15 protein-coding genes and 1 riboswitch are annotated in these 18,747 nt (G+C 69.5%); of the genes, 6 read left to right on the top strand and 9 right to left on the bottom strand.

Features of this window, described 5'->3' with window-relative positions:
* From KOI47_RS14570 to KOI47_RS14580, 3 genes are all read left to right on the top strand, one after another.
* Complete coding sequence (locus KOI47_RS14570; RefSeq protein WP_216216494.1) at positions 1-678, top strand: acVLRF1 family peptidyl-tRNA hydrolase; 678 nt, start codon at positions 1-3, stop codon at positions 676-678.
* A gap of 173 nt (positions 679-851) precedes the next feature.
* Positions 852-2,480, top strand: a complete 1,629-nt coding sequence (locus KOI47_RS14575) for an ABC-F family ATP-binding cassette domain-containing protein (RefSeq protein WP_216216495.1) — start codon at positions 852-854, stop codon at positions 2,478-2,480.
* Between the two features lie 442 nt (positions 2,481-2,922).
* Positions 2,923-3,132, top strand: coding sequence for a helix-turn-helix domain-containing protein (locus tag KOI47_RS14580; protein WP_005437638.1), 210 nt, complete (start codon positions 2,923-2,925; stop codon positions 3,130-3,132).
* On the opposite strand, the gene KOI47_RS14585 is transcribed toward KOI47_RS14580, so the two are convergent.
* Positions 3,119-4,420 carry a hypothetical protein gene (locus tag KOI47_RS14585; protein WP_216216496.1) on the bottom strand — a complete coding sequence of 434 codons (1,302 nt, stop codon included), beginning with the start codon at positions 4,418-4,420 and terminating at the stop codon, positions 3,119-3,121. The two genes, KOI47_RS14580 and KOI47_RS14585, sit on opposite strands and share 14 nt — an antisense overlap.
* A gap of 364 nt (positions 4,421-4,784) precedes the next feature.
* On the opposite strand from KOI47_RS14585, the gene KOI47_RS14590 reads away from it, so the two are divergent.
* The 3 genes from KOI47_RS14590 (at position 4,785) to KOI47_RS14600 (ending at position 8,035) form a co-directional block, all read left to right on the top strand.
* A complete protein-coding gene (locus KOI47_RS14590; RefSeq protein ID WP_216216497.1) occupies positions 4,785-5,480 on the top strand; it encodes an alpha/beta hydrolase in 696 nt (231 codons plus the stop codon).
* 16 nt (positions 5,481-5,496) lie between these two features.
* Positions 5,497-6,744: an SAM-dependent methyltransferase gene (locus tag KOI47_RS14595; RefSeq protein WP_216216498.1), complete on the top strand. Its 1,248-nt coding sequence runs from the start codon at positions 5,497-5,499 to the stop codon at positions 6,742-6,744.
* A gap of 103 nt (positions 6,745-6,847) precedes the next feature.
* Entirely contained in the window at positions 6,848-8,035 is a 1,188-nt protein-coding gene (locus KOI47_RS14600) for an LCP family protein (protein WP_216216499.1), read from the top strand.
* A gap of 34 nt (positions 8,036-8,069) precedes the next feature.
* On the opposite strand, the gene KOI47_RS14605 is transcribed toward KOI47_RS14600, so the two are convergent.
* The 8 genes from KOI47_RS14605 to KOI47_RS14640 all read right to left on the bottom strand — a co-directional run bounded on the left by KOI47_RS14605 (position 8,070) and on the right by KOI47_RS14640 (position 18,725).
* Positions 8,070-8,297, bottom strand: a complete 228-nt coding sequence (locus KOI47_RS14605; protein WP_232376740.1) for a hypothetical protein — start codon at positions 8,295-8,297, stop codon at positions 8,070-8,072.
* A gap of 59 nt (positions 8,298-8,356) precedes the next feature.
* A complete protein-coding gene (locus KOI47_RS14610; RefSeq protein ID WP_232376741.1) occupies positions 8,357-8,869 on the bottom strand; it encodes a hypothetical protein in 513 nt (170 codons plus the stop codon).
* Positions 8,870-8,900: 31 nt separating this feature from the next.
* Positions 8,901-10,307 carry a WXG100 family type VII secretion target gene (locus KOI47_RS14615; RefSeq protein WP_216216502.1) on the bottom strand — a complete coding sequence of 469 codons (1,407 nt, stop codon included), beginning with the start codon at positions 10,305-10,307 and terminating at the stop codon, positions 8,901-8,903.
* Between the two features lie 447 nt (positions 10,308-10,754).
* Positions 10,755-11,204 carry a peroxiredoxin gene (locus KOI47_RS14620; protein WP_216216503.1) on the bottom strand — a complete coding sequence of 150 codons (450 nt, stop codon included), beginning with the start codon at positions 11,202-11,204 and terminating at the stop codon, positions 10,755-10,757.
* A gap of 43 nt (positions 11,205-11,247) precedes the next feature.
* Positions 11,248-13,107 carry a GGDEF and EAL domain-containing protein gene (locus KOI47_RS14625; RefSeq protein WP_216216504.1) on the bottom strand — a complete coding sequence of 620 codons (1,860 nt, stop codon included), beginning with the start codon at positions 13,105-13,107 and terminating at the stop codon, positions 11,248-11,250.
* A 158-nt stretch (positions 13,108-13,265) separates the two neighbouring features.
* Positions 13,266-14,759, bottom strand: a complete 1,494-nt coding sequence (locus tag KOI47_RS14630) for a cytochrome P450 (protein ID WP_216216505.1) — start codon at positions 14,757-14,759, stop codon at positions 13,266-13,268.
* A 133-nt stretch (positions 14,760-14,892) separates the two neighbouring features.
* Positions 14,893-17,199, bottom strand: a complete 2,307-nt coding sequence (gene metE, locus KOI47_RS14635; RefSeq protein ID WP_232376742.1) for a 5-methyltetrahydropteroyltriglutamate--homocysteine S-methyltransferase — start codon at positions 17,197-17,199, stop codon at positions 14,893-14,895.
* Positions 17,200-17,321: 122 nt separating this feature from the next.
* A riboswitch (cobalamin riboswitch) is annotated at positions 17,322-17,558 on the bottom strand.
* Between the two features lie 93 nt (positions 17,559-17,651).
* On the bottom strand, positions 17,652-18,725 hold the full coding sequence (locus KOI47_RS14640) for a ribonucleotide-diphosphate reductase subunit beta (RefSeq protein WP_408629936.1): 1,074 nt from the start codon (positions 18,723-18,725) through the stop codon (positions 17,652-17,654).
* Positions 18,726-18,747: the final 22 nt, after the last annotated feature.

Raw genomic sequence — 18,747 nt, forward strand, 5'->3', positions numbered from 1 at the left:
ATGGTCCGCAAGCGCGAGGTCAGCGGGGGCGGGCGCGCCGTCGAGGTGACTCCGGACCGGCTGGAACGCTGGTTCGCCCGGTTCGCCGAACGCAACGACGGCGTGCTGAGCACCCGGCTGGACCCGGAGCAGGTGCTGGTACGCGGTGGCAACGGGACGACCGCCACGGTGGCCGTCCCGTTCGCCCCGCTCACCCCGCCCGGCGGGACCGGGCAGGCCGAGGGGCTGGCTGTCCAGCCGCTGGTGGAGCATCTCCGCAGGCCACGCCGGCTCGGCCTGGTGCTGGTGCGCCTCGGCGGGCACAGCATCGGGATCGCCGAGCAGGGCAGGGTGCTGGTCTCCCGGACCGACCGCCGCCTCGTGCACGGCCGCAACTCCGCGGGCGGCTGGTCCCAGCAGCGTTTCGCGCGCAGGCGGGAGGGCCAGGCGCGGCAGGCGCTGGCCGCGGCGGCCGAGGACGTGCTGGAGGTACTCGGCTCCCGGTTGTCCGAACTGGACGCGGTGGTGCTCGGCGGCGACCGCAGGGCGCTGGACGACCTGCGGGCCGACCGCAGGCTGGCACCGCTGTTCGCACTGGCCGAGCCCAGGGTGCTGGAGGTCAGCGAGCCGCGGCGCTCGGTGCTGGAGGAGGCCGCCGAGCGGGCGCAGGCCGTGGAGGTCGTGGTGCGGGACGGCTGACCGTGTCCTGCGAGAACGGGCGGGTCAGCACCGGGCGGAAACCGGTGGACCGGAACCTTTACACTGATCACGTGGTCGTTCGCCTCGAATAGCGCGCTCGTAGCCCGCCGGGACAACCCGGACGGGCCCTCGCCGCTGCCCACGTCCACGTTCAGCCTGCCACGGAGTTTCCCTTGATCACGGCTCAGGACCTCGAGCTGCGCGCTGGTTCGCGCATCCTGCTTTCGGACACCACCCTGCGCATCCAGCCGGGCGACCGCATCGGCCTGGTCGGCCGCAACGGCGCAGGCAAGACGACCACCCTGCGCGCGCTCGCGGGCGAGGGCGAGCCCTACACCGGTGAGGTCCAGCACACCAGCGAGCTCGGTTACCTGCCGCAGGACCCGCGCGAGGGCGACCTGTCCGTATCGGCAAAGGACCGGGTGCTCTCCGCGCGCGGCCTCGACCTGCTGGTGCGGGACATGGAGAAGGCGCAGAACGCGATGGCCGAGCTGCTGGACGAGAACGAGCGGGACCGGGCCGTGCGCCGGTACGGCAGGCTGGAGGAGCGGTTCGCCGCGCTCGGCGGGTATGCCGCGGAGAGTGAGGCCGCGCGGATCTGCGCCAACCTCGGGCTGGAGGAGCGACTGCTGCCGCAGCCGCTGCGCACGCTCTCCGGTGGTCAGCGGCGCCGGGTCGAGCTCGCCCGGATCCTGTTCGCCGCGTCCGAGGCGGGTGCGGGCGGCAAGTCCGAGACGATCCTGCTGCTGGATGAGCCGACCAACCACCTGGACGCCGACTCGATCGCCTGGTTGCGCGGGTTCCTCTCCGCGCACGAGGGTGGGCTGGTGGTGATCAGCCACGATGTCGAGCTGCTCGGCGACGTGGTGAACAAGGTGTGGTTCCTGGACGCCACCCGCGGCGAGCTTGATCACTACAACATGAGCTGGCAGCGCTATCTGGACGCGCGCGCGACCGACGAGAAGCGCCGCAGGCGGGAACGCGCCAACGCCGAGAAGAAGGCGTCCGCGCTGCGCGCACAGGCCGCCAAGCTGGGTGCGAAGGCGACCAAGGCGGTGGCGGCGAAGAACATGGCCCGCCGGGCCGACGAGATGATGGCCGAGCTGGACGAGACCAGGCAGGCGGACAAGGTCGCGAAGATCAAGTTCCCGGCCCCGGCCTCCTGCGGCCGCACTCCGTTGACCGCAGAGGGACTTTCCAAGTCCTACGGTTCGCTGGAGATCTTCACCGGGGTCGATCTCGCGGTCGATCGCGGGGCACGGGTGGTCGTGCTCGGGTTGAACGGCGCGGGTAAAACGACCCTCCTGCGGTTGCTCGGCGGAATGGAAAAGCCCGACACCGGTGCGGTTGTCGCCGGCCATGGTCTGCGGATCGGCTACTACGCCCAGGAACACGAGACCCTGGATCACGAGTCCACCGTGTGGCAGAACATCCGGCAGCTGTCCCCGGACACCGGGGCGCAGGAGTTGCGGAACCTGCTCGGGTCCTTTCTGTTCACCGGCGACCAGCTCGACCAGCCCGCGGGCACCCTGTCCGGTGGCGAGAAGACCAGGCTCGCGCTCGCCAGCCTGGTTTCCAGCGCGGCCAACGTGTTGCTGCTGGACGAACCGACCAACAACCTGGACCCGGCGAGCCGGGAACAGGTGCTGGACGCGCTGCGCAGCTACCAGGGGGCGGTCGTGCTGGTCACCCACGATCCCGGGGCCGTGCAGGCGCTGGAGCCGGAGCGGGTGATCCTGCTTCCGGACGGGACCGAAGACCATTGGTCCGAGGACTACCTGGAGCTCGTCCAGTTGGCCTGAGAACCTGTTCCTGAACCGGACTGTGCCACTCAGCGAAGTGGAAGAACTCGCGTTGCGCAGCCCACGGACGGCGAGGCCGGGCGCATGACCTGCGAAGGTGACGATGGTTCCGGAGTCAGAGCCCGGCCGAGTCGACCGTATCGCGAGTTCAGGAACAGGCACTGAGGTGCGTGCCGGACGACGGTGCGGGAATGCTCACGTGCGTGCGCATCCCGGTCGGTGATAACCCGAAGGGCATAACGTTAGTTGATCACTGGCGGCCCGCCAGACTGTTGATCTCGTTAGTTGATGTTGTGCAAAGACACTGGAATGGCCCAATATCACCGCACTTTTCTAAGGTTTTTCGCCACCCGCCTAGCATTACGGCGCCCAGTGTTCGATCATTGCCCCGATAGGGGTCGTCTGTGGCCCAAAGCACTCTCCGGGTGGAAGGTGGATAGACGTGGCAGACCTTAAGAAGGGTGCACGTATCACCGGAAATACGCGCGACAAGCTGGCTGCTGACCTCAAGAAGAAGTACGAGAAGGGGGCCAGCATTCGGGCGCTCGCCGAGTCGACCGGCCGGTCGTACGGTTTCGTTCATCGGGTGCTGTCGGAGTCCGGTGTGCAGCTGCGCGGCCGCGGCGGCGCCACCCGCGTCAAGAAGAAGTAGCCTGCGCGGTCTCCCGCTGCTCGGCCGCGCGGAAGCAGACCATCGCGCCGAGCGTGACGAGCGGATACACCAGGTAACCGAAGCGGGTGGCGGGCGTGAGCAAGATGAACGCGCCGAACCCGATCGCGATACGCAACATCGCATCCGATCCCGTGACCGGGGGCCGACGCAGCAACCACACCGCGATCGCCAGTGCCGCCCCGCCCAGCAGCACGAACGCCACCGCCTGACCCGCGGCCCCGGTGCTGGCGATCAGGTACCCGGGCAGCGGGCTGGCGGCCGGTGAGGTCACCTCGCCGAGACCGGCAGGGAAAAGGACCACGTGCTCGACGAAGGCGTGCGGATCGACCAGCAGAACCGGCAGGTTCAGCAGGCCGCATCCGGCCAGCAGGGTGAGCAGGAAGCGGCCGAGGGCCCTGCCACCCAGCCGGCCGAACACCAGCATCGCCAGCACGGGCGCGGTGAGCAGGGCGGTCAGCTTCGCACTGGCGACCACAGCCATGACCACGGCTGCGGCACCCGGCCGATCCCGGGCCGCCAGCGCCCCACCGACCAGGATCAGCCCGAGAATGGCAAGGTCCGGGCCTGCGGCCGCCGAGGTCAGCGCAGTCAGCGGGCAGGCGACGGCCAACTGCGCGGCGCGGACCGGCACCGGCGGGTTGCCGAGTAGCCGCAGAGTCAGCCAGACACACACCGCGGCCACCGCGAGGAACATCAGCCTGGCATCGGTCAGCGCGTCCGCCAGCGGACTTCCCCCGAACAGCGCCCGCGGCAGGCCGAACACCGGCATCACCGGCCCGTAGGGCGTGTAGTCGTTCACCTCCGCCGCCCTGCCGAGGGAGGTCACGTCCACATACGGCGTGCCGTTGTCCAGTAGCAGGCTCGCCGAGCGCTCGATCACCCACACCTCGGGCTGCGCGCTCCAGGACCAGGGGGTGCGCAGCCAGTCGGCGCCGGTGAGCCTGCGGACCACCAGGACGCCCAGCGGCGCCAGCATCCCGAGCAGGCCGACGGCGCCGAGGCCCACCCACCGGGAGCCGAATCGGCCCCCCGGCGGGCGACCTGCCCTGGCGCGCAGCAGCAGCCAGCCGCTGTGTGCCGCGGCCAGCCCGTAGGCCGCCGTGGCGAAGTTGCCCCAGACGCGGTAGCCGTAGAACTCGTTGGTCAGTGCCACGCCGAGCGCATAGCCGCAGCAGACCAGGTAAAAGGCCAGGTCAAGGGGTAGTGGGCGATCCGTCCAGTACTGCGCGAGCCTGCCGCCGGGCCGTTGTGGAGTTCCCCGAACCACTGTATGCCGTCCCTCCGCCGACCGATGACCGTCGCACGGCGCCCGCGCGCCCCGAAAAAGGCAGGGTAGGGGAGTGCCATCCGGCGGCGTGCGCTGGGCCGGGAAACGCGCCCGCGCCCGCTGTCCGCTGCCCGGATGGGGGCCGGCGACGCCCCGCTCCCGAGAGTCCACATCGGACATAGAGTGTGATAAGTCCAATGTGGACCGTTAGGGCTTCCCTGGTGTGCGTTCCCCGCACGGCCGCGCCCGGCGTCGCTAGGATGTTACTCGCGAGTTCACAAGGTGGTGCTCGCCACACCGGGCCATCCGATAGGTGCCCGGCTCCGAATGATCGAGTTGAGTAGGAAGGCGAAGGAGGTGGGTGGTGGAGCAGGACGTACCGAGCCTGTCCCGCTGGCGGGCCACCGGCCAGGCGCGTGCGGTCGTGCTGGTGCTGCATGGTGGGGCCGAATGGGGGGACACGGTGGTGCGGCCGTGGCGGCTGGCCTTCCTGCGGATGGTGCCGTTCGCCATGGCGCTGCACCGCGCGGCCGGGCCGCACGGCGTGCACGTCGCCCTGCTGCGTAACCGGGTGCGCGGCTGGAACGATCCCCGGCAGGATCCGGTGCGGGACGCCAGGTGGGCGCTGGAGCGCGTCCGGGCCGAGCACCCCGGCCTGCCGGTGCTGCTGGTCGGGCATTCGATGGGCGGCAGGGCCGCGTTGCGGGTCGCGGACGACCCCGCCGTGACCGGCGTGTGCGCGCTGGCGCCGTGGACCCCGGAGGACGAGCCGGTGCGGCCGGTGCGCGGCCGCACCGTGGTGCTCGCGCACGGCACCCGCGACCGGGTCACCAGCCCGGCCCACTCACATGCCTACGGCAGCCGTGCCGCCGGCACCGCCGCGCGGCTGGCGAGGTTCGAGGTGAGCGCCGAGGGCCACGCCATGCTGCGCAGGCCCGCGGTGTGGAGCACGCTGGTGCGTGCGTTCGCCGTGGAGACGCTCGATCTGCCGGGGGCGAACGGGTTCTTCGCCGAGGCATGGGCCCGCCGGAACGGGCGTCGATTGCGTATCCCACTGTGAAGGTTGAGGAGCAGCTGTGAGCACGTCGAGTGTTGACCGGGTTCCCGATGGCCGGAGCGCGCCGGACCCGAGAATCTGGCCGGATCTGGCCACCCCGCGGTGGGCGCCGCTGCGGGCCCGTGCCGCCGAGGCGCTGTTCCGGCGCGCCGTGCGGCCGATGAACATCCGGGTGTGCCTGCCTGGCGGCCGCCGGCTCGGCGCCGGTGGCCCGGACGCCCCGCGGATGTGGCTGCACCGGCCGGTGACCTTCTTCCACCGGCTCGGCGTGGACGCGAAGATCGGCTTCGGCGAGTCCTACATGGCCGGTGACTGGACCTCCGACGCGCTGGCCGAGGTGCTGACCCCGTTCGCCGAACGGGTGGCGACGCTGGTTCCGCCGGTGTTGCAGCGGCTGCGCCGGTTCGTGGACCGCGCGCACCCTCCGGGGGAGGACAGCTCGGTGACCGGGGCGCGGTCGAACATCCGGCGGCACTACGACCTCTCCAACGAGATGTTCGCGACCTTCCTGGACGAGACGATGACCTACTCCTCGGCGCTGTTCGGGGCGGGTGACGACCTCGCGGACGCGCAGCGGCGCAAGATCGACGGGGTGCTGGACCACGCCGGGGTGCGCTCGGGGACCGAGGTGCTGGAGATCGGGACCGGCTGGGGTGAACTGGCGATCAGGGCGGCGCGCCGCGGCGCCAGGGTGACCACGGTGACGCTGTCCGAGCAGCAGCGCGACCTCGCCCTGCGGCGGATCGCGGCGGCCGGGGTCGCCGACAGGGTGGAGGTCCGGCTGAGCGACTACCGGGAGGTGCGGGGCAGCTACGACGCCGTGGTCAGCGTGGAGATGATCGAGGCGGTCGGCAGGCAGTACTGGCCGGACTTCTTCGGCGCCGTCGGGCGCAGGCTGCGCCCCGGCGGCAGGCTGGGGCTACAGGCCATCACCATGCCGCACGACCGGATGCTGGCCAGCGCCTCCTCCTACACCTGGATGCACAAGTACATCTTCCCCGGCGGGCTGCTGCCCTCGGTGGCGGCGATCGAGCAGGGGCTGGCCGAGCATGCAGCGCTGCGGCTGTACGCGGTGCGCGAGTTCGGCCAGGACTACGCCCGTACCCTGCGGGAGTGGCGGGAACGGTTCACCAGCCGCTGGCAGGAGGTCGCCTGCCTGGGCTTCGACGAGGTGTTCCGGCGGATGTGGGAGTTCTACCTCGCCTACTCGGAGGCCGGTTTCCGGGCCAGGTATCTCCGGGTGCACCAGCTGGCCTTCGCCCGATAGGCGGGGGCGCAACCCGGAAGGGGTGTCGCACGTCCACCCGGCAGGCGGATGCGGTTTAGTACTACTCGCACCCGACCGCGGACGACTGATGGGATGATGGGCGATGACCTACGGCGGAAACCACGGTGGCCAGCAGCCGCCCCCCGGGTCGCGCCGCCAGCCGCGCGGTCCCAGGGAACACCAGTCCGCGCGGCTGATGCCGCTGCCCGGCCAGCAGCAACGGCAGCGGCCCCCGCAAGGCCCCCAGCAGCGCCCCCCGCAGCAGACTCAGCGGCAGGCCCCGCCGCCCCGGCAGCGGCCACCGCAGCGCCCCGGCGGCCCCGGGGAGCGCCCGCGCCGCCGCAGGCGCTGGGGCTTCGGCCGCGTCCTGCTCAGCCTGTTCCTGGTGTTCGTGCTGTTCATCGCCGGGGTATGGGTGTACCTGGAGTTCTCCATCAACCGGGTGGACGCGCTGCCGGCGGAGTACGAGGGCAGGCCGGCCGCGGCCGAGGGCACGAACTGGCTGATCGTCGGATCGGACTCCAGGGAGGGGCTGGATCCGGAGGACGAGGCCAGGCTGTCCACCGGGGACACCGGCGGACAGCGCACCGACACGATCATGGTGGCGCACCTGCCGGACAACGGCACCCCGCCCACCCTGCTCAGCCTGCCCCGCGACTCCGAGGTGCCGATCCCTGGGCACGGCACGAACAAGATTAACGCCGCCTTCTCCTTCGGCGGCCCGAAGCTGCTGGCGCAGACCGTGGAGCAGGCTACCGGGCTGCGGTTGGACCACTACGCCGAGATCGGCTTCGGCGGGTTCGCCGACATCGTGGACGCCGTCGGCGGGGTGGAGATGGACATCCCGACCGAGATGCACGACACCGTGACCGGGGTGACCATCCCCGCCGGCAAGCAGGAGCTGGACGGGGCGCAGGCCCTCGGCTTCGTGCGGATGCGGCACAGTGAGGCCACCCCGCGTTCCGACCTGGACCGGATCGCCAACCAGCGCAAGTTCATCGGCGCGCTGGCCGACGAGGTGGCCAGCCCGTGGACGGTGCTCAACCCGTTCTCGCTGTTCCCGCTGCTGTCCTCGGCGCCGGACGCGCTGACCATGGACACCGGGGATCACCTGCACAACCTGGCCGCCCTGGGCTGGGCGATGCGCGGGATCTCCTCCGGCGGCGTGGTGACCACCACCGTGCCGGTCACCTCGGGTTCGGCCCGCAACTGGGACAAGCAGAAATCCGAGCAGCTGTTCGAGGCGCTGCGTACCGACCGGCCCATCCCGGACAGCGTCATCGTCAACTGACCATTGCCCGGTCGGGCGCGTGTCCCGGCACAGCTCACCCACCGTCCGTGTCTTCGTGATCACCGTGGTAGCCGCCACCTCGCCGCATCGACCGGTACAGAACCCACAGCAGCACCGCGGCCGGAGTGAGCACCGCGGCCATGAGGATCGCTGCGAACAGTCCGTAGCCGTGCGGGTCGAAGGACACTCCGGTGACGCTGAGCACGGCCATACCGGCGAGCAGCACGACCACGAGGACGACGCAGACAAACGCACCGAGCACCAAACGCCGCAAAGCCGTCCGGAGTGGGCTTGTGCGGGCGGTCCTACCAGGCTCGTCCATCAGGACTCGGGGTCGGGAGTGCAGACGGTCAGGAACGACTCCCGGTTCTCTCGTTGCACGTCCGACGGGTCCATCCAGCCGGCCTGACCGAACAGGTAGCTCTCGGGCGCATGGGCGGCCGACTCGGTCAGCACCCGGTCGACATCGACCCTGGCTCCGTGCGCGGTCGGGCCATTCACGGAGAAATTGATCGAGTCGGCCTTGGTCCAGTCGAAGTCCGCAGGCAAGCGTTCCTTGACGCGCAGCGGGCCGGCACCGTCCGGGGATGACCCCTTGGCGGTGCTCAGCAGGTCCAAGCGCTCCAGCGGCACCCCCGGAGCCGGAGCGGACCACTCTTGTTTCGCGCTCTTCGCGGTGCCGGAGTCGAAGATCAATGTTAATCCGGTCACACCACGGCAAGGGGTTCCCGTCCACAACTTCAGCACACCGTGATCGACGCGGAATCCCGCGGCTGGTGGCAGCGACGGCGCGAACTGTGCTTCGGTATCGCACCCGACGGTCGGCAGCGTCACGAGCAGAACCGCGCACACGTCCCGTAGCCGTCTACCGATATCCGCCATCCGAAAGCCCCGCGTCCTCTTCGGTTTCGTTACCGCCTGTGACCCGCTCCCACGCGTACGACGCGAGAAACTTCAGGTAGCCCTCGCGTGCCCACTGCTGGGAGTGGCGCTCCTCATGATGAAGCAGCCGGTCCAGGTCGAGCTTGCCCTGATGAGGCCCGTCATCACCCTCGTACCACGCATGGCCCGACTCGACCACGTCTCGAAGCTGTTGTGCCGGATCTTCCGGGTCGTCGATGTTCAGCATGAACGCGTCGCCCCAGGCCGTCCCGCCCTGTTGGCTGAACTGATCCTGGATGATGTTTCCGCCCAAGCCCATCATCATGCCGTTAGGTGTGGTCACCAACCGTCCGCCGTTGCCGTGCACGAACCCCACGTCCCGGTCGTAACTCCAGCTGTTTGCCTGTTGCCGGTCGTGAATTCGCTGCAGTTCCTCGGATCCGTACGGGGTCGGCTTGAAGTCGGTTGCCTCGCCCGCGGTGCCGTAGTCAGTGCCCACATTGATGAGGTAGGTCATGCGCACCGCTTTGGCGGCGTCATCACCGCTGATGTCGGTCGGCATCAGAAAGTAGGATTTGACGATCCCGTCCCCGTCCTCGTCCTCACGGATCTCCTCCATACCGTTGAGAACCTCGAAATCCGCCGGCGTGATGTCGTGGTCGGCGGCCATCTTCGTGATGGTCTCGATGGGAACGCCCCGGAGCGCGGCGTTCTCGAGCCATTGCCGGTAGTATCCGGAAGCTGGCGGCCCGGTCAGCAAGCCTGCGTCTCGCAGCGACTGCTCCATCTCGACCACCACAGCATCGATCTCTCCAGCGTCCCTGGCGCCGGCGAGGGTTGTGGCTCCGCGGTCGCTGACATCGCCGTCCTGGGCAAGCTGCAGCACCCGGGCGAGCGCGGCGTCGATACTTTCCGCGGTGGTGAGTATCGCCCTGGTTTCCTGTTCCAGGTCTTGCTTTATCTTGTCGCGGTACCGCTTGGCGGCGGCGAGTTCTTCCGCTTCCCACCTCGACCTCGGTGCGGGGCCATCGTCAGCGGGTCTCTTGTCCACGACCGAACCATCGTCTGAGAGGCTGAACTCGTGGGTCTCCGCGAGGGAGTCGTTGTTGGCGACTCTGGTCTCGAGACCGTAGACGTCATCCGAAGCGCCCCGCAGGGCGCGTTCGACCGCGGACAGCTGTGCGATCAGAATCTCGGCGTTATCCCGCGTTTCTCCCAGTGCATTGCGTGCGCGCTCGCCGGCGGCGCCATGCCAGTCAGGTAACGCCCTGGCGTCGTCGAGCTCGTCCTGCAGCTCGATCAGCTTGTCCCGCCGCCTGCGCAGATTGGTGGCCACGGTATCGATCCCGTCAGCGTCCCATGCGCGGACGTCATGGTAGCCGACTGTCATCCCCCGAAAGCCCCCTCCGCGGCCGCCTCATTTCCGGCGTACCTGTCCGCGGCCGAGGAGGTCTCGTCGCTCCACCGGTCGATCTCTCTGGCCCACCCCGCCGCGCGGTCATTGAACGTCAATGCCAACGCAGGCGCGGCATTTGCCGCGTCTCCGCCCGGTAAGACCTGCGCGATGTCACCCAGGCCGTTGCCCGGCTGCACCACTCTGGCTTGATCCGCAGCCGATCTCGCCGCCTTCGAAGCATCCCGAAGCTGATTGATCTCAACTGCATACCCGTTCACAGCCTGCGACTCCATCGTTGAACGAGCAATCTCCGACCGATCGGTACCGCCGCCATAATGGGAGCGGCCTCCACGGCTGTCAGATACACAAGTGCTGTAAGAGTACTGTTCTGGGGTCGGGGCGGCAACGAGTTGTGCGGCAGCGGCTACATTAGCGTCGCCCTCACCTGAAGCGGAGGACCTCGAGTGCGCGGTCGGCGTGCGCGTTCATCCGCATCTCGCTCTTGATCACCTCGAGCACCTTGCGGTCGGTGTCGATGACGAAGGTCTGCCGCCGGGTGAGCAGCGGGCCGAACCTGCGGCGCACGCCGAACTGGGTGGCGACCTCCCCGTCCGGATCGGACAGCAGGGGGAAGCCGAAGTTGTGCGTGCCGGCGAACTTCTCCTGCTTGCTCACCGGGTCCGGGCTTATCCCCACCCGGTGTGCCCCGACCTCGTGGAACTCGGCGGCCAGGTCGCGGAAGTGGCAGCTTTCGGCCGTGCAGCCCTTGGTCATCGCGGCGGGGTAGAAGAACAACACGACCGGTCCGGTCTCCAGGAACTCCGACAGTGAGCGTTGCCGCCCGGTCTCGTCGGCCAGGGTGAAATCGGGAGCCAGGTCGCCCTGCTGCATGCGGTCCTCCGTGCCGTCGGCGGTGTCCGAGCGGCACCGCGGGCTAGCGCGTGTGCCGCTCGATGAGCTGGTCGACATCCTCCCCGGTCACCGACTCACCCACAAACGGGCCACGCCCTGCGCGCACGCCGAGGTCGCGCAGCCGGTCCGCATGCGCCCGGGTCCGCACCCCCTCCGCGCCGATCCGCAGCCCGAGGGCCCGCGCGCGTTCGATCAGGTGCCGCAGGTCGTGCTCGGCGGTCTCGTTCTGCGGCCCGGCCAGCGCGTCCACCACCGGCCCGCTCAGGATGATGTGCCGTACCGGCAGCTGATGCCTGGTGATCAGCTCCAGATCGGCCGTGCCGGTTACCGCGAGCACCATGGTTGCACCGAGATCGGCGAGCACGGCCAGCGAGTCGAGCACCTCGCCGTGCGGGTCGTTGACCGAGATACCGTCGGTGCACAGCCGCAGCACGTTGCCCGGCAGGCCGTGCCGGTCGAGCTCCTCCTTGACCACCAGCACCAGGTCGGGGTCGATCGCCAGCCGGTGCGGCAGCCGCACGCAGACATCCGGGGCCGCGTCCCCGAACCGCTCGCGCCAGCGCGCGGTGGCCGCCAGCGATTCCGACAGCAGCCACCGGCCCAGCGGGATGGTCATCCCGGTGACGGCGGCCAGCGGGTAGAACTCGGCGGAATCCAGCTCGCCCCGCTCGGGGTGCTGCCATTGCAGCCCGGCGTTCACCGCCATCAGCGCGCCGGGTTCGCCGAGCTGCACCGTGGGCTGGTAACTGAGCCGGAACTCGCCGTGCTCCAGCGCGCCCGCGATGACCGCGCCGAGCCGGTAGCGGCTGCGGTCGCGCTGGTCCAGTTCCGGGTCGTACAGCATCCACTGCGCCTTACCTGCCTCCTTGGCCCGGTGCAGCGCGATCTCCGCGGCGCGCAGGAACTCCTCCGGGGTGTCCGCTTGCGCGTGCACCACGATGCCGGCGCTGGCGCTCACCCCGATCCCCTCGGAACCCACGTAGATCGGCTCGGCAAGCTCGGTCAGCGCCTCCTGCACCATGGCGATCACGTGCGGGGCGCGGAGGTCACCCTGCAGCAGCACCGCGAACCCGTCCCCGGACAGCCTGGCGACGAACGCGTCGTGGCTGGTGAACACCGAGCACAGCTTGCCGGCCACCCCGCGCAGCACATGATCGCCGACCCCGGCGCCGAGCCCGTCGTTGATCACCTTGAACCCGTCGAGATCCAGGTACACCAGGCCGATCTCCGCGGCGGGCGACTCGGAAAGCGAGGCCTCCAGCTTCGCGAGGAACTGCGAGGAGTTGGGCAGCCCGGTCAGCGGGTCGTGCAGGTTCTGGTAGCGCAGTGTTTCCTGTAGCAGGTGCAGCTCATTGGCGTCCTCCACCATCAGCACCGGATAGGTGGTGCCGCTGCCGTCGCCAGGCAGCCGCGCCAGGGTGACGTGCACCCACAGCGGCCCGTCGGTGGCGTGCGTGAGCTTCAGCCGCTCGCGGTAGCGGGGCAGGTCGTGCTCGCTCAGTTCGGCGATGCCCGCGGCCAGCGAGCCCGCGTCCCGCTCGGTCGCGCCGAGCTCGGCGATGGCGCGGCCGCGCAGGTCGGCCACCTCGCCGCCGAGGATGCGCACCAGCGCCTGGTTCGCCTCGACGATCAGTCCGTCCGGGCCGGCGAGCGCGATCCCGATGGGCGAGGCGGAATAGAGCGCGGTGAACCGGTGCACCGCGGCATCGCGCGCGGTGTCGGACTGCGCATGCACCTCGCGAGCCATGTCCAGGAGAACGTCCTGGAGCTCGTTCGTGGGAAGCGTTACTCCTTTCGTGTCCGCCAATGTGGTCGCCCATCGGCGGGCGATCTCCACCAACCCTGGTGCGTCACCAGGCTTCGGCACGCTCCACCTCTCCATGGCCTCAGCGGTGACCAGCTCGACGCAGGTGTGCGGCTCGGCAGGTACACACCGGATACGAGCAGGCCGAGAACCCTGCAACGGCATCATGTGCGGTGCAGGGTGTCTACCGGCTGAATGAGTGATGATCGGTGAAAATTCGATGACACAAAGTGTTGTCAGCGACCGGGTGACCCAGTGCGGGCTGCGCCGAATGGCTCTAGTGGGCTAAGCCGAACGGGTAATCCGTCCACGGGTACCGGCAGCGAAACATAGTCCCAGCGCACCTGGTAACTCTCCGGAGTCGTCCACCGGTGGGCCCGCAGCATCTCGTGCAGGATGGCCTTCACCTCGAGCATTCCGAAATGGAGTCCGATGCATTTGTGCGCGCCGCCGCCGAACGGGATCCAGGCGTAGCGATGGGACTTGTCCTCCCTGCGCTGCTCGTTGAACCGTTCCGGGTCGAAGGAATGCGGATCGGTCCAGCATTCCGGCAGGAAGTGGTTCACCACGGGGGCGACGCCGACCAGCGTCCCAGCCGGGATGTAGTGGCCGAGCACCTCGGTGTCGGCCACCGTCTTGCGGGCCAGGCTCGGCACCGGCGCGACCAGCCGCAGTGCCTCCTTGATCACCAGGTCCAGGGTGTGCAGCCGCTCCAGCGCCTCGATGTCCGGAAGCTCGTCGCCGAGGGCCAGTGACTCCTCCCTGGCCCGCTCCTGCCACCGCGGATGCTTGGCGAGGTAGTAGGCAGCCGCCGTGCTGGTGATGGTGCTGGTGTCGTGCGCCGCCATCATCAGGAAGATCATGTGGTTGATCACGTCGGTGTCGTCGAACCGCTCGCCGTCCTCGGTGGCGGCCTGGCACAGCGCGGAGAACAGGTCCGTGCCCGCGCCATCGCGCCTGCCGGGCAGGTTCTCCGCGAAGTAGCGTTCCAGCACCCTGCGGCCGGCCAGCCCGGCCGCCCAGCGGCCGCCCGGGACGGGGTAGCGCACCACCGCGGTACCCGCGCGCACGGCGTCCACGAAGGCCCGGTTGATCCGGCCCGCCTGTTGCCCGCTTGGCATGTCCATGAACACCCTGGTCGCCACGTCCAGGGTGAGCTGCTTGAGCGCCCAGTACAGCCGCGGCCGGGACCGCCCCGACCAGGCGGCGACGCCCTCCCGCACCACCGGGGCGAGCTGGCCCACGTAGCCGGCGAGCCGGTCGCGGGTGAAGGCCTGCTGCATGATCCGGCGATGTGTCCGGTGCTCACCGAAGTCGAGCAGCATCAGCCCGCGGTGGAAGAACTTCTCGATGAAGAACGCCCAGCCCTCCTGGGAGAACGCCTTGTCCTTGTTGACCAGCGCGAGCTGGGTCGCCTCCGGCCCGGTGAGGCTGACGATCCGCTGGCCGAAGGCACCCATCCAGGACACCGGGCCGTAGGTCCGGTACCGGTGCAGCGCGTACTCCGTGCCGAACCGCATGAGGTCGAGCGAGTGCCCGATCAGCGGCGCACCGGCGTCGCCGGGGACGGGGGCGAGCCCGCTGCCGGGCGGCGGGGTGGCCAGTTCCCTGCTGGGCCAGCGCTGCTCCAGCAGCCGCCGGTCGACGGCGCGGGGCAATGGGATGGCGGTGAGCGGCGGAACCCGTTCGCGGATGGCCTCGGCCACCTTGCCGACGGTGCGGTTCGCCATGGCGTCCCCTCTCCTCGTCGAGAGCCAGCCTCGCCCACCACCGTGCCGCACTGTTGGCACTCTGACAAGAGGGGCTGCCGGAACGCCGGCGGCTTCCCCCGATCGGGCAGCCGCCGGCGTTCCCGGCACGGGGTCAGGCGGGCAGCTGGGCCCGGACCTGCTTCGCCGCCGTCACCAGATTGCGCAACGCGGGTTCGACCTCGGTGTACCCGCGGGTCTTCAGCCCGCAGTCGGGGTTGACCCACACCCGCTCGGCGGGCACGGCCCGCACCGCGGTCCGCAACAGGCCGCTGACCTCAGCCACATCGGGCACCCGGGGCGAGTGGATGTCGTAAACGCCAGGGCCGACACCGCGGGAGAAGCCCGCCCGGTCCAGGTCGGTGAGCACCTCCATCCGCGAGCGGGCGGCCTCGATGCTGGTGACGTCCGCATCGATGGCCTCGATCGCGGGCAGGATGTCACCGAACTCCGAGTAGCACATATGCGTGTGGATCTGGGTGGCATCGGAGATCCCCGAGGTGGAAAGCCGGAAGGACTCCACGGCCCAGTCGAAGTACGCCTTGTGCTCCGCGGCCCGCAGCGGCAGCAGCTCCCGCAGCGCGGGCTCGTCCACCTGGATGATCCGGATCCCGGCGGACTCGAGGTCGTGCACCTCGTCCCGGATGGCCAGCGCGACCTGGCGTGCCGTGTCGGCAAGCGGCTGGTCGTCCCGGACGAAGGACCAGGCCAGGATGGTCACCGGGGCGGTGAGCATCCCCTTGACCGGGCGATCGGTGAGCGACTGCGCGTACTTGGCCCACTCCACCGTCATCGGCGCGGGCCGGGACACGTCGCCGTACAGCACCGGCGGCCGCACGCACCGGGAGCCGTAGGACTGCACCCAGCCGTGCTCGGTCGCGGCGAACCCGGCGAGCTGCTCGGCGAAGTACTGCACCATGTCGTTGCGCTCCGGCTCGCCGTGCACCAGCACGTCCAGCCCGAGGTCCTCCTGCAGCCGCACCACCCGCTCGATCTCGGCGCGCATCGCGGCCTGGTAGGTCCCGGCGTCGATCTCGCCCGCACGGTAGGCAGCGCGCTGCTTGCGGACCTCGCTGGTCTGCGGGAACGAGCCGATGGTGGTGCTGGGCAGCGCGGGCAGCTTGAGTGCCTCCTGCTGCGCGGCCGCCCGCGTGGCGTAGTCGCCGCGGCGGGTGTGCTCCGGCTTCAGCGACTCCAGCCTGGCCCGCACCCGCTGGTCGCGCAGGTCGCTGGCGGTCGCCCGGTCCCTTGTGACCGAGCGGGCGGTCTCCAGCTGTGCCGCCACCGACTCCTGGCCGTCCCGCAGGGCACGGCCGATCAGCACGACCTCGTCCACTTTCTGCCTTGCGAAGGCGAGCCAGTCGCGCACCCGTTCCTCGATGCCCGTCTCCCGGTCCACGTCGTAGGGGACGTGCAGTAGTGAGCAGGAGGTGCCGACGCCCACCTTGCCCGCGGTGCCGAGCAGGGTGGCCGCCTTGGCCAGCGCGCTGTCCACATCGACCCGCCAGATGTTGCGGCCGTCCACCACACCGGCGACGACCTCCTTGTTCCGCAGCCCGCGCTCGGCGGCCACCGCGTCCACAGTGGACTGATCGGTGACCAGGTCGACCGCGAGCGCCTCGATCGGGGAGCGGGCGAGCACGCCCAGCGCGTCACCGAGGCCGCCGAAGTACCCCGCGACCATGATGCCCGGCCGCTCCTGCACCGAGCCAAGGGTCTGGTAGGCGCGGGCAAGGGCTTCCAGCTCGTCCGGGGTCCGGTCCGCGGCGAAGGCGGGCTCGTCCAGCTGCACCCACTGCACACCCTCGGCGTGCAGGGTGCGCAGCAGCTCGACGTAGGCCGGCAGCAGCTTGTCCAGCAGTTCGACCGGCCGGAAGCTCTCCGGCGCGCCCTCGGCCGCCTTGGAAAGCAGCAGGAAGGTCACCGGGCCGAGGAGTACCGGCCTGGTCTCGAGGCCGAGCGCCCTGGCTTCGCGGTACTCATCGACCGGCTTGCTTCCCGCCACCGAGAACGTGCTGTCCGGGCCAAGTTCCGGCACCAGGTAGTGGTAGTTCGTGTCGAACCACTTGGTCATCTCCATCGCGGGCGCGTCCTGCACCCCGCGGGCCGCCGCGAAGTAGGTGTCGGTCGGCCCGGTGCCGAGGCCGGTGAACCGGCTGGGCAGGGCACCGAACAGGGTGGCGGTGTCCAGCACCTGGTCGTAGTAGGAGAACGTGTTCGAGGGGATGGTGTCCAGGCCTGCGTCGGCCAGCCCGCGCCAGGTGTCCACCCTGATCTTGCGGGCGACCTCGTGCAGTTCGGCCTCGTCGATCCGGCCCTTCCAGTAGCGCTCGAGCGCGCGCTTGAGTTCCCGGTCGGGACCGATCCGGGGATAACCGAGAACGGTCGCACCAATGGGTGTTCGTGGCGATGGCACAGTCACTAGCTCTCTCCTCGCGAGCTCGTTCCGATCGGTCCGAGACGAGGCGAGCGGGAACGCGGCGCGGTGCACCACGATCGCGTTCGGTCGTGCCCGCCCTCGAGGCTCGGACCAGTGCCCGCCGGTCGGCGGGCACACCACGGGCAGGTCTTCGGACTCATGGGCGGTGGCCTGCTCGGCCCGGCCTACTGGCCGTCGCTTCCCGGACTCTCGTCCAGTGCTTTGACCGCTGTACGCGGTGACGGCGTTCGTTCCCACATACCGCTGCGGGGCAGTCCCGGACTCGCACCGGGTTCCCTGTTACCTCCGCTCGGCAGGGCAGCGCCGACCTACCGGGCGGAACCAGTGGCAGGAAAGATCGTAACACCACTATACAAGGCACCGGCCGGACATCTCGGTGACTGAGATGTCCGGCCGGTGTGAATGTGCTGGTCAGCGCCGGGTGGGCGCGGGTCTCAGTCCCAGTCGAGCGCCCCGCCGGACTGGTACTCGATGACCCTTGTCTCGAAGAAGTTCTTCTCCTTCTTCAGGTCCATCGCCTCGGACATCCAGGGGAAGGGGTTCTCCTCCTGGCCGAAGATCGGCGCCAGGCCGATCTGCTGCGCCCTGCGGTCGGTGATGAAGTGCATGTACTGCTCGCACAGCTGCGCCGACAGCCCGAGCATGCCGCGCGGCATGGTGTCGCGAGCGTAGGCCACCTCGAGCTCGCATGCCTCGGTCAGCATCGAGCGCACCTCGGCCTGGAACTCCTCGGTCCACAGGTGCGGGTTCTCGATCTTGATCTGGTTGATGCAGTCGATCCCGAAGTTCAGGTGGATCGACTCGTCGCGCAGGATGTACTGGTACTGCTCGGCGATGCCGACCATCTTGTTCCGCCTGCCCAGCGACAGGATCTGGGCGAACCCGGTGTAGAACCACATGCCTTCGAAGATCACGTAGAAGGCGACCAGGTCGCGCAGGAAGTTCTGGTCGGCCTCCGGGGTCCCGGTCTCGAACTCGGGGTTCTCCAGGTTCTGCGTGTACCGCAGCGCCCAGGCGTCCTTGTCCGCGATGGAAGGGACCTCCCGGTACATGTTGAACAGCTCGCCCTCGACCAGGCCGAGGCTCTCGCAGATGTACTGGAAGGTGTGCGTGTGCACGGCCTCCTCGAAGGCCTGGCGCAGCAGGTACTGGCGGCACTCCGGGTTGGTGATGTGCCGGTACACCGCGAGCACGATGTTGTTGGCCACCAGCGACTCGGCGGTGGCGAAGAAGCCGAGGTTGCGCTTGAGCATCAGCCGCTCGTCCTCGGTCAGCCCGTCGGTGGACTTCCACAGCGCGATATCCGCCTGCATCGCCACCTCGGTGGGCATCCAGTGGTTGTTGCAGCCCGCGAGGTACTTCTCCCACGCCCAGTGGTACTTCAGCGGCAGCAGCTGGTTGACGTCGGCGCGCGCGTTGATCATCGACTTGTCGTCCACGCTGACCCGACCGGCGCCGCGTTCGATCTCACCGAGCCCGGTGGCGTCCGCGGTCCTCGATGTCTCCAGGTTCGTCACGAATGGTTCTCCA

Origin of the sequence: Amycolatopsis aidingensis (genome assembly GCF_018885265.1) — a bacterium.
Taxonomy (GTDB): domain Bacteria; phylum Actinomycetota; class Actinomycetes; order Mycobacteriales; family Pseudonocardiaceae; genus Amycolatopsis; species Amycolatopsis aidingensis.

Excerpts from the sequence above, each read along its gene's own strand:
- KOI47_RS14570 (WP_216216494.1), top strand. The coding sequence starts at position 1 with ATGGTCCGCAAGCGCGAGGTCAGCGGGGGCGGGCGCGCCGTCGAGGTG.
- KOI47_RS14625 (WP_216216504.1), bottom strand. The coding sequence starts at position 13,107 with ATGGAGAGGTGGAGCGTGCCGAAGCCTGGTGACGCACCAGGGTTGGTG.
- KOI47_RS14620 (WP_216216503.1), bottom strand. The coding sequence starts at position 11,204 with ATGCAGCAGGGCGACCTGGCTCCCGATTTCACCCTGGCCGACGAGACC.
- KOI47_RS14600 (WP_216216499.1), top strand. The coding sequence starts at position 6,848 with ATGACCTACGGCGGAAACCACGGTGGCCAGCAGCCGCCCCCCGGGTCG.
- KOI47_RS14630 (WP_216216505.1), bottom strand. The coding sequence starts at position 14,759 with ATGGCGAACCGCACCGTCGGCAAGGTGGCCGAGGCCATCCGCGAACGG.
- KOI47_RS14615 (WP_216216502.1), bottom strand. The coding sequence starts at position 10,307 with ATGACAGTCGGCTACCATGACGTCCGCGCATGGGACGCTGACGGGATC.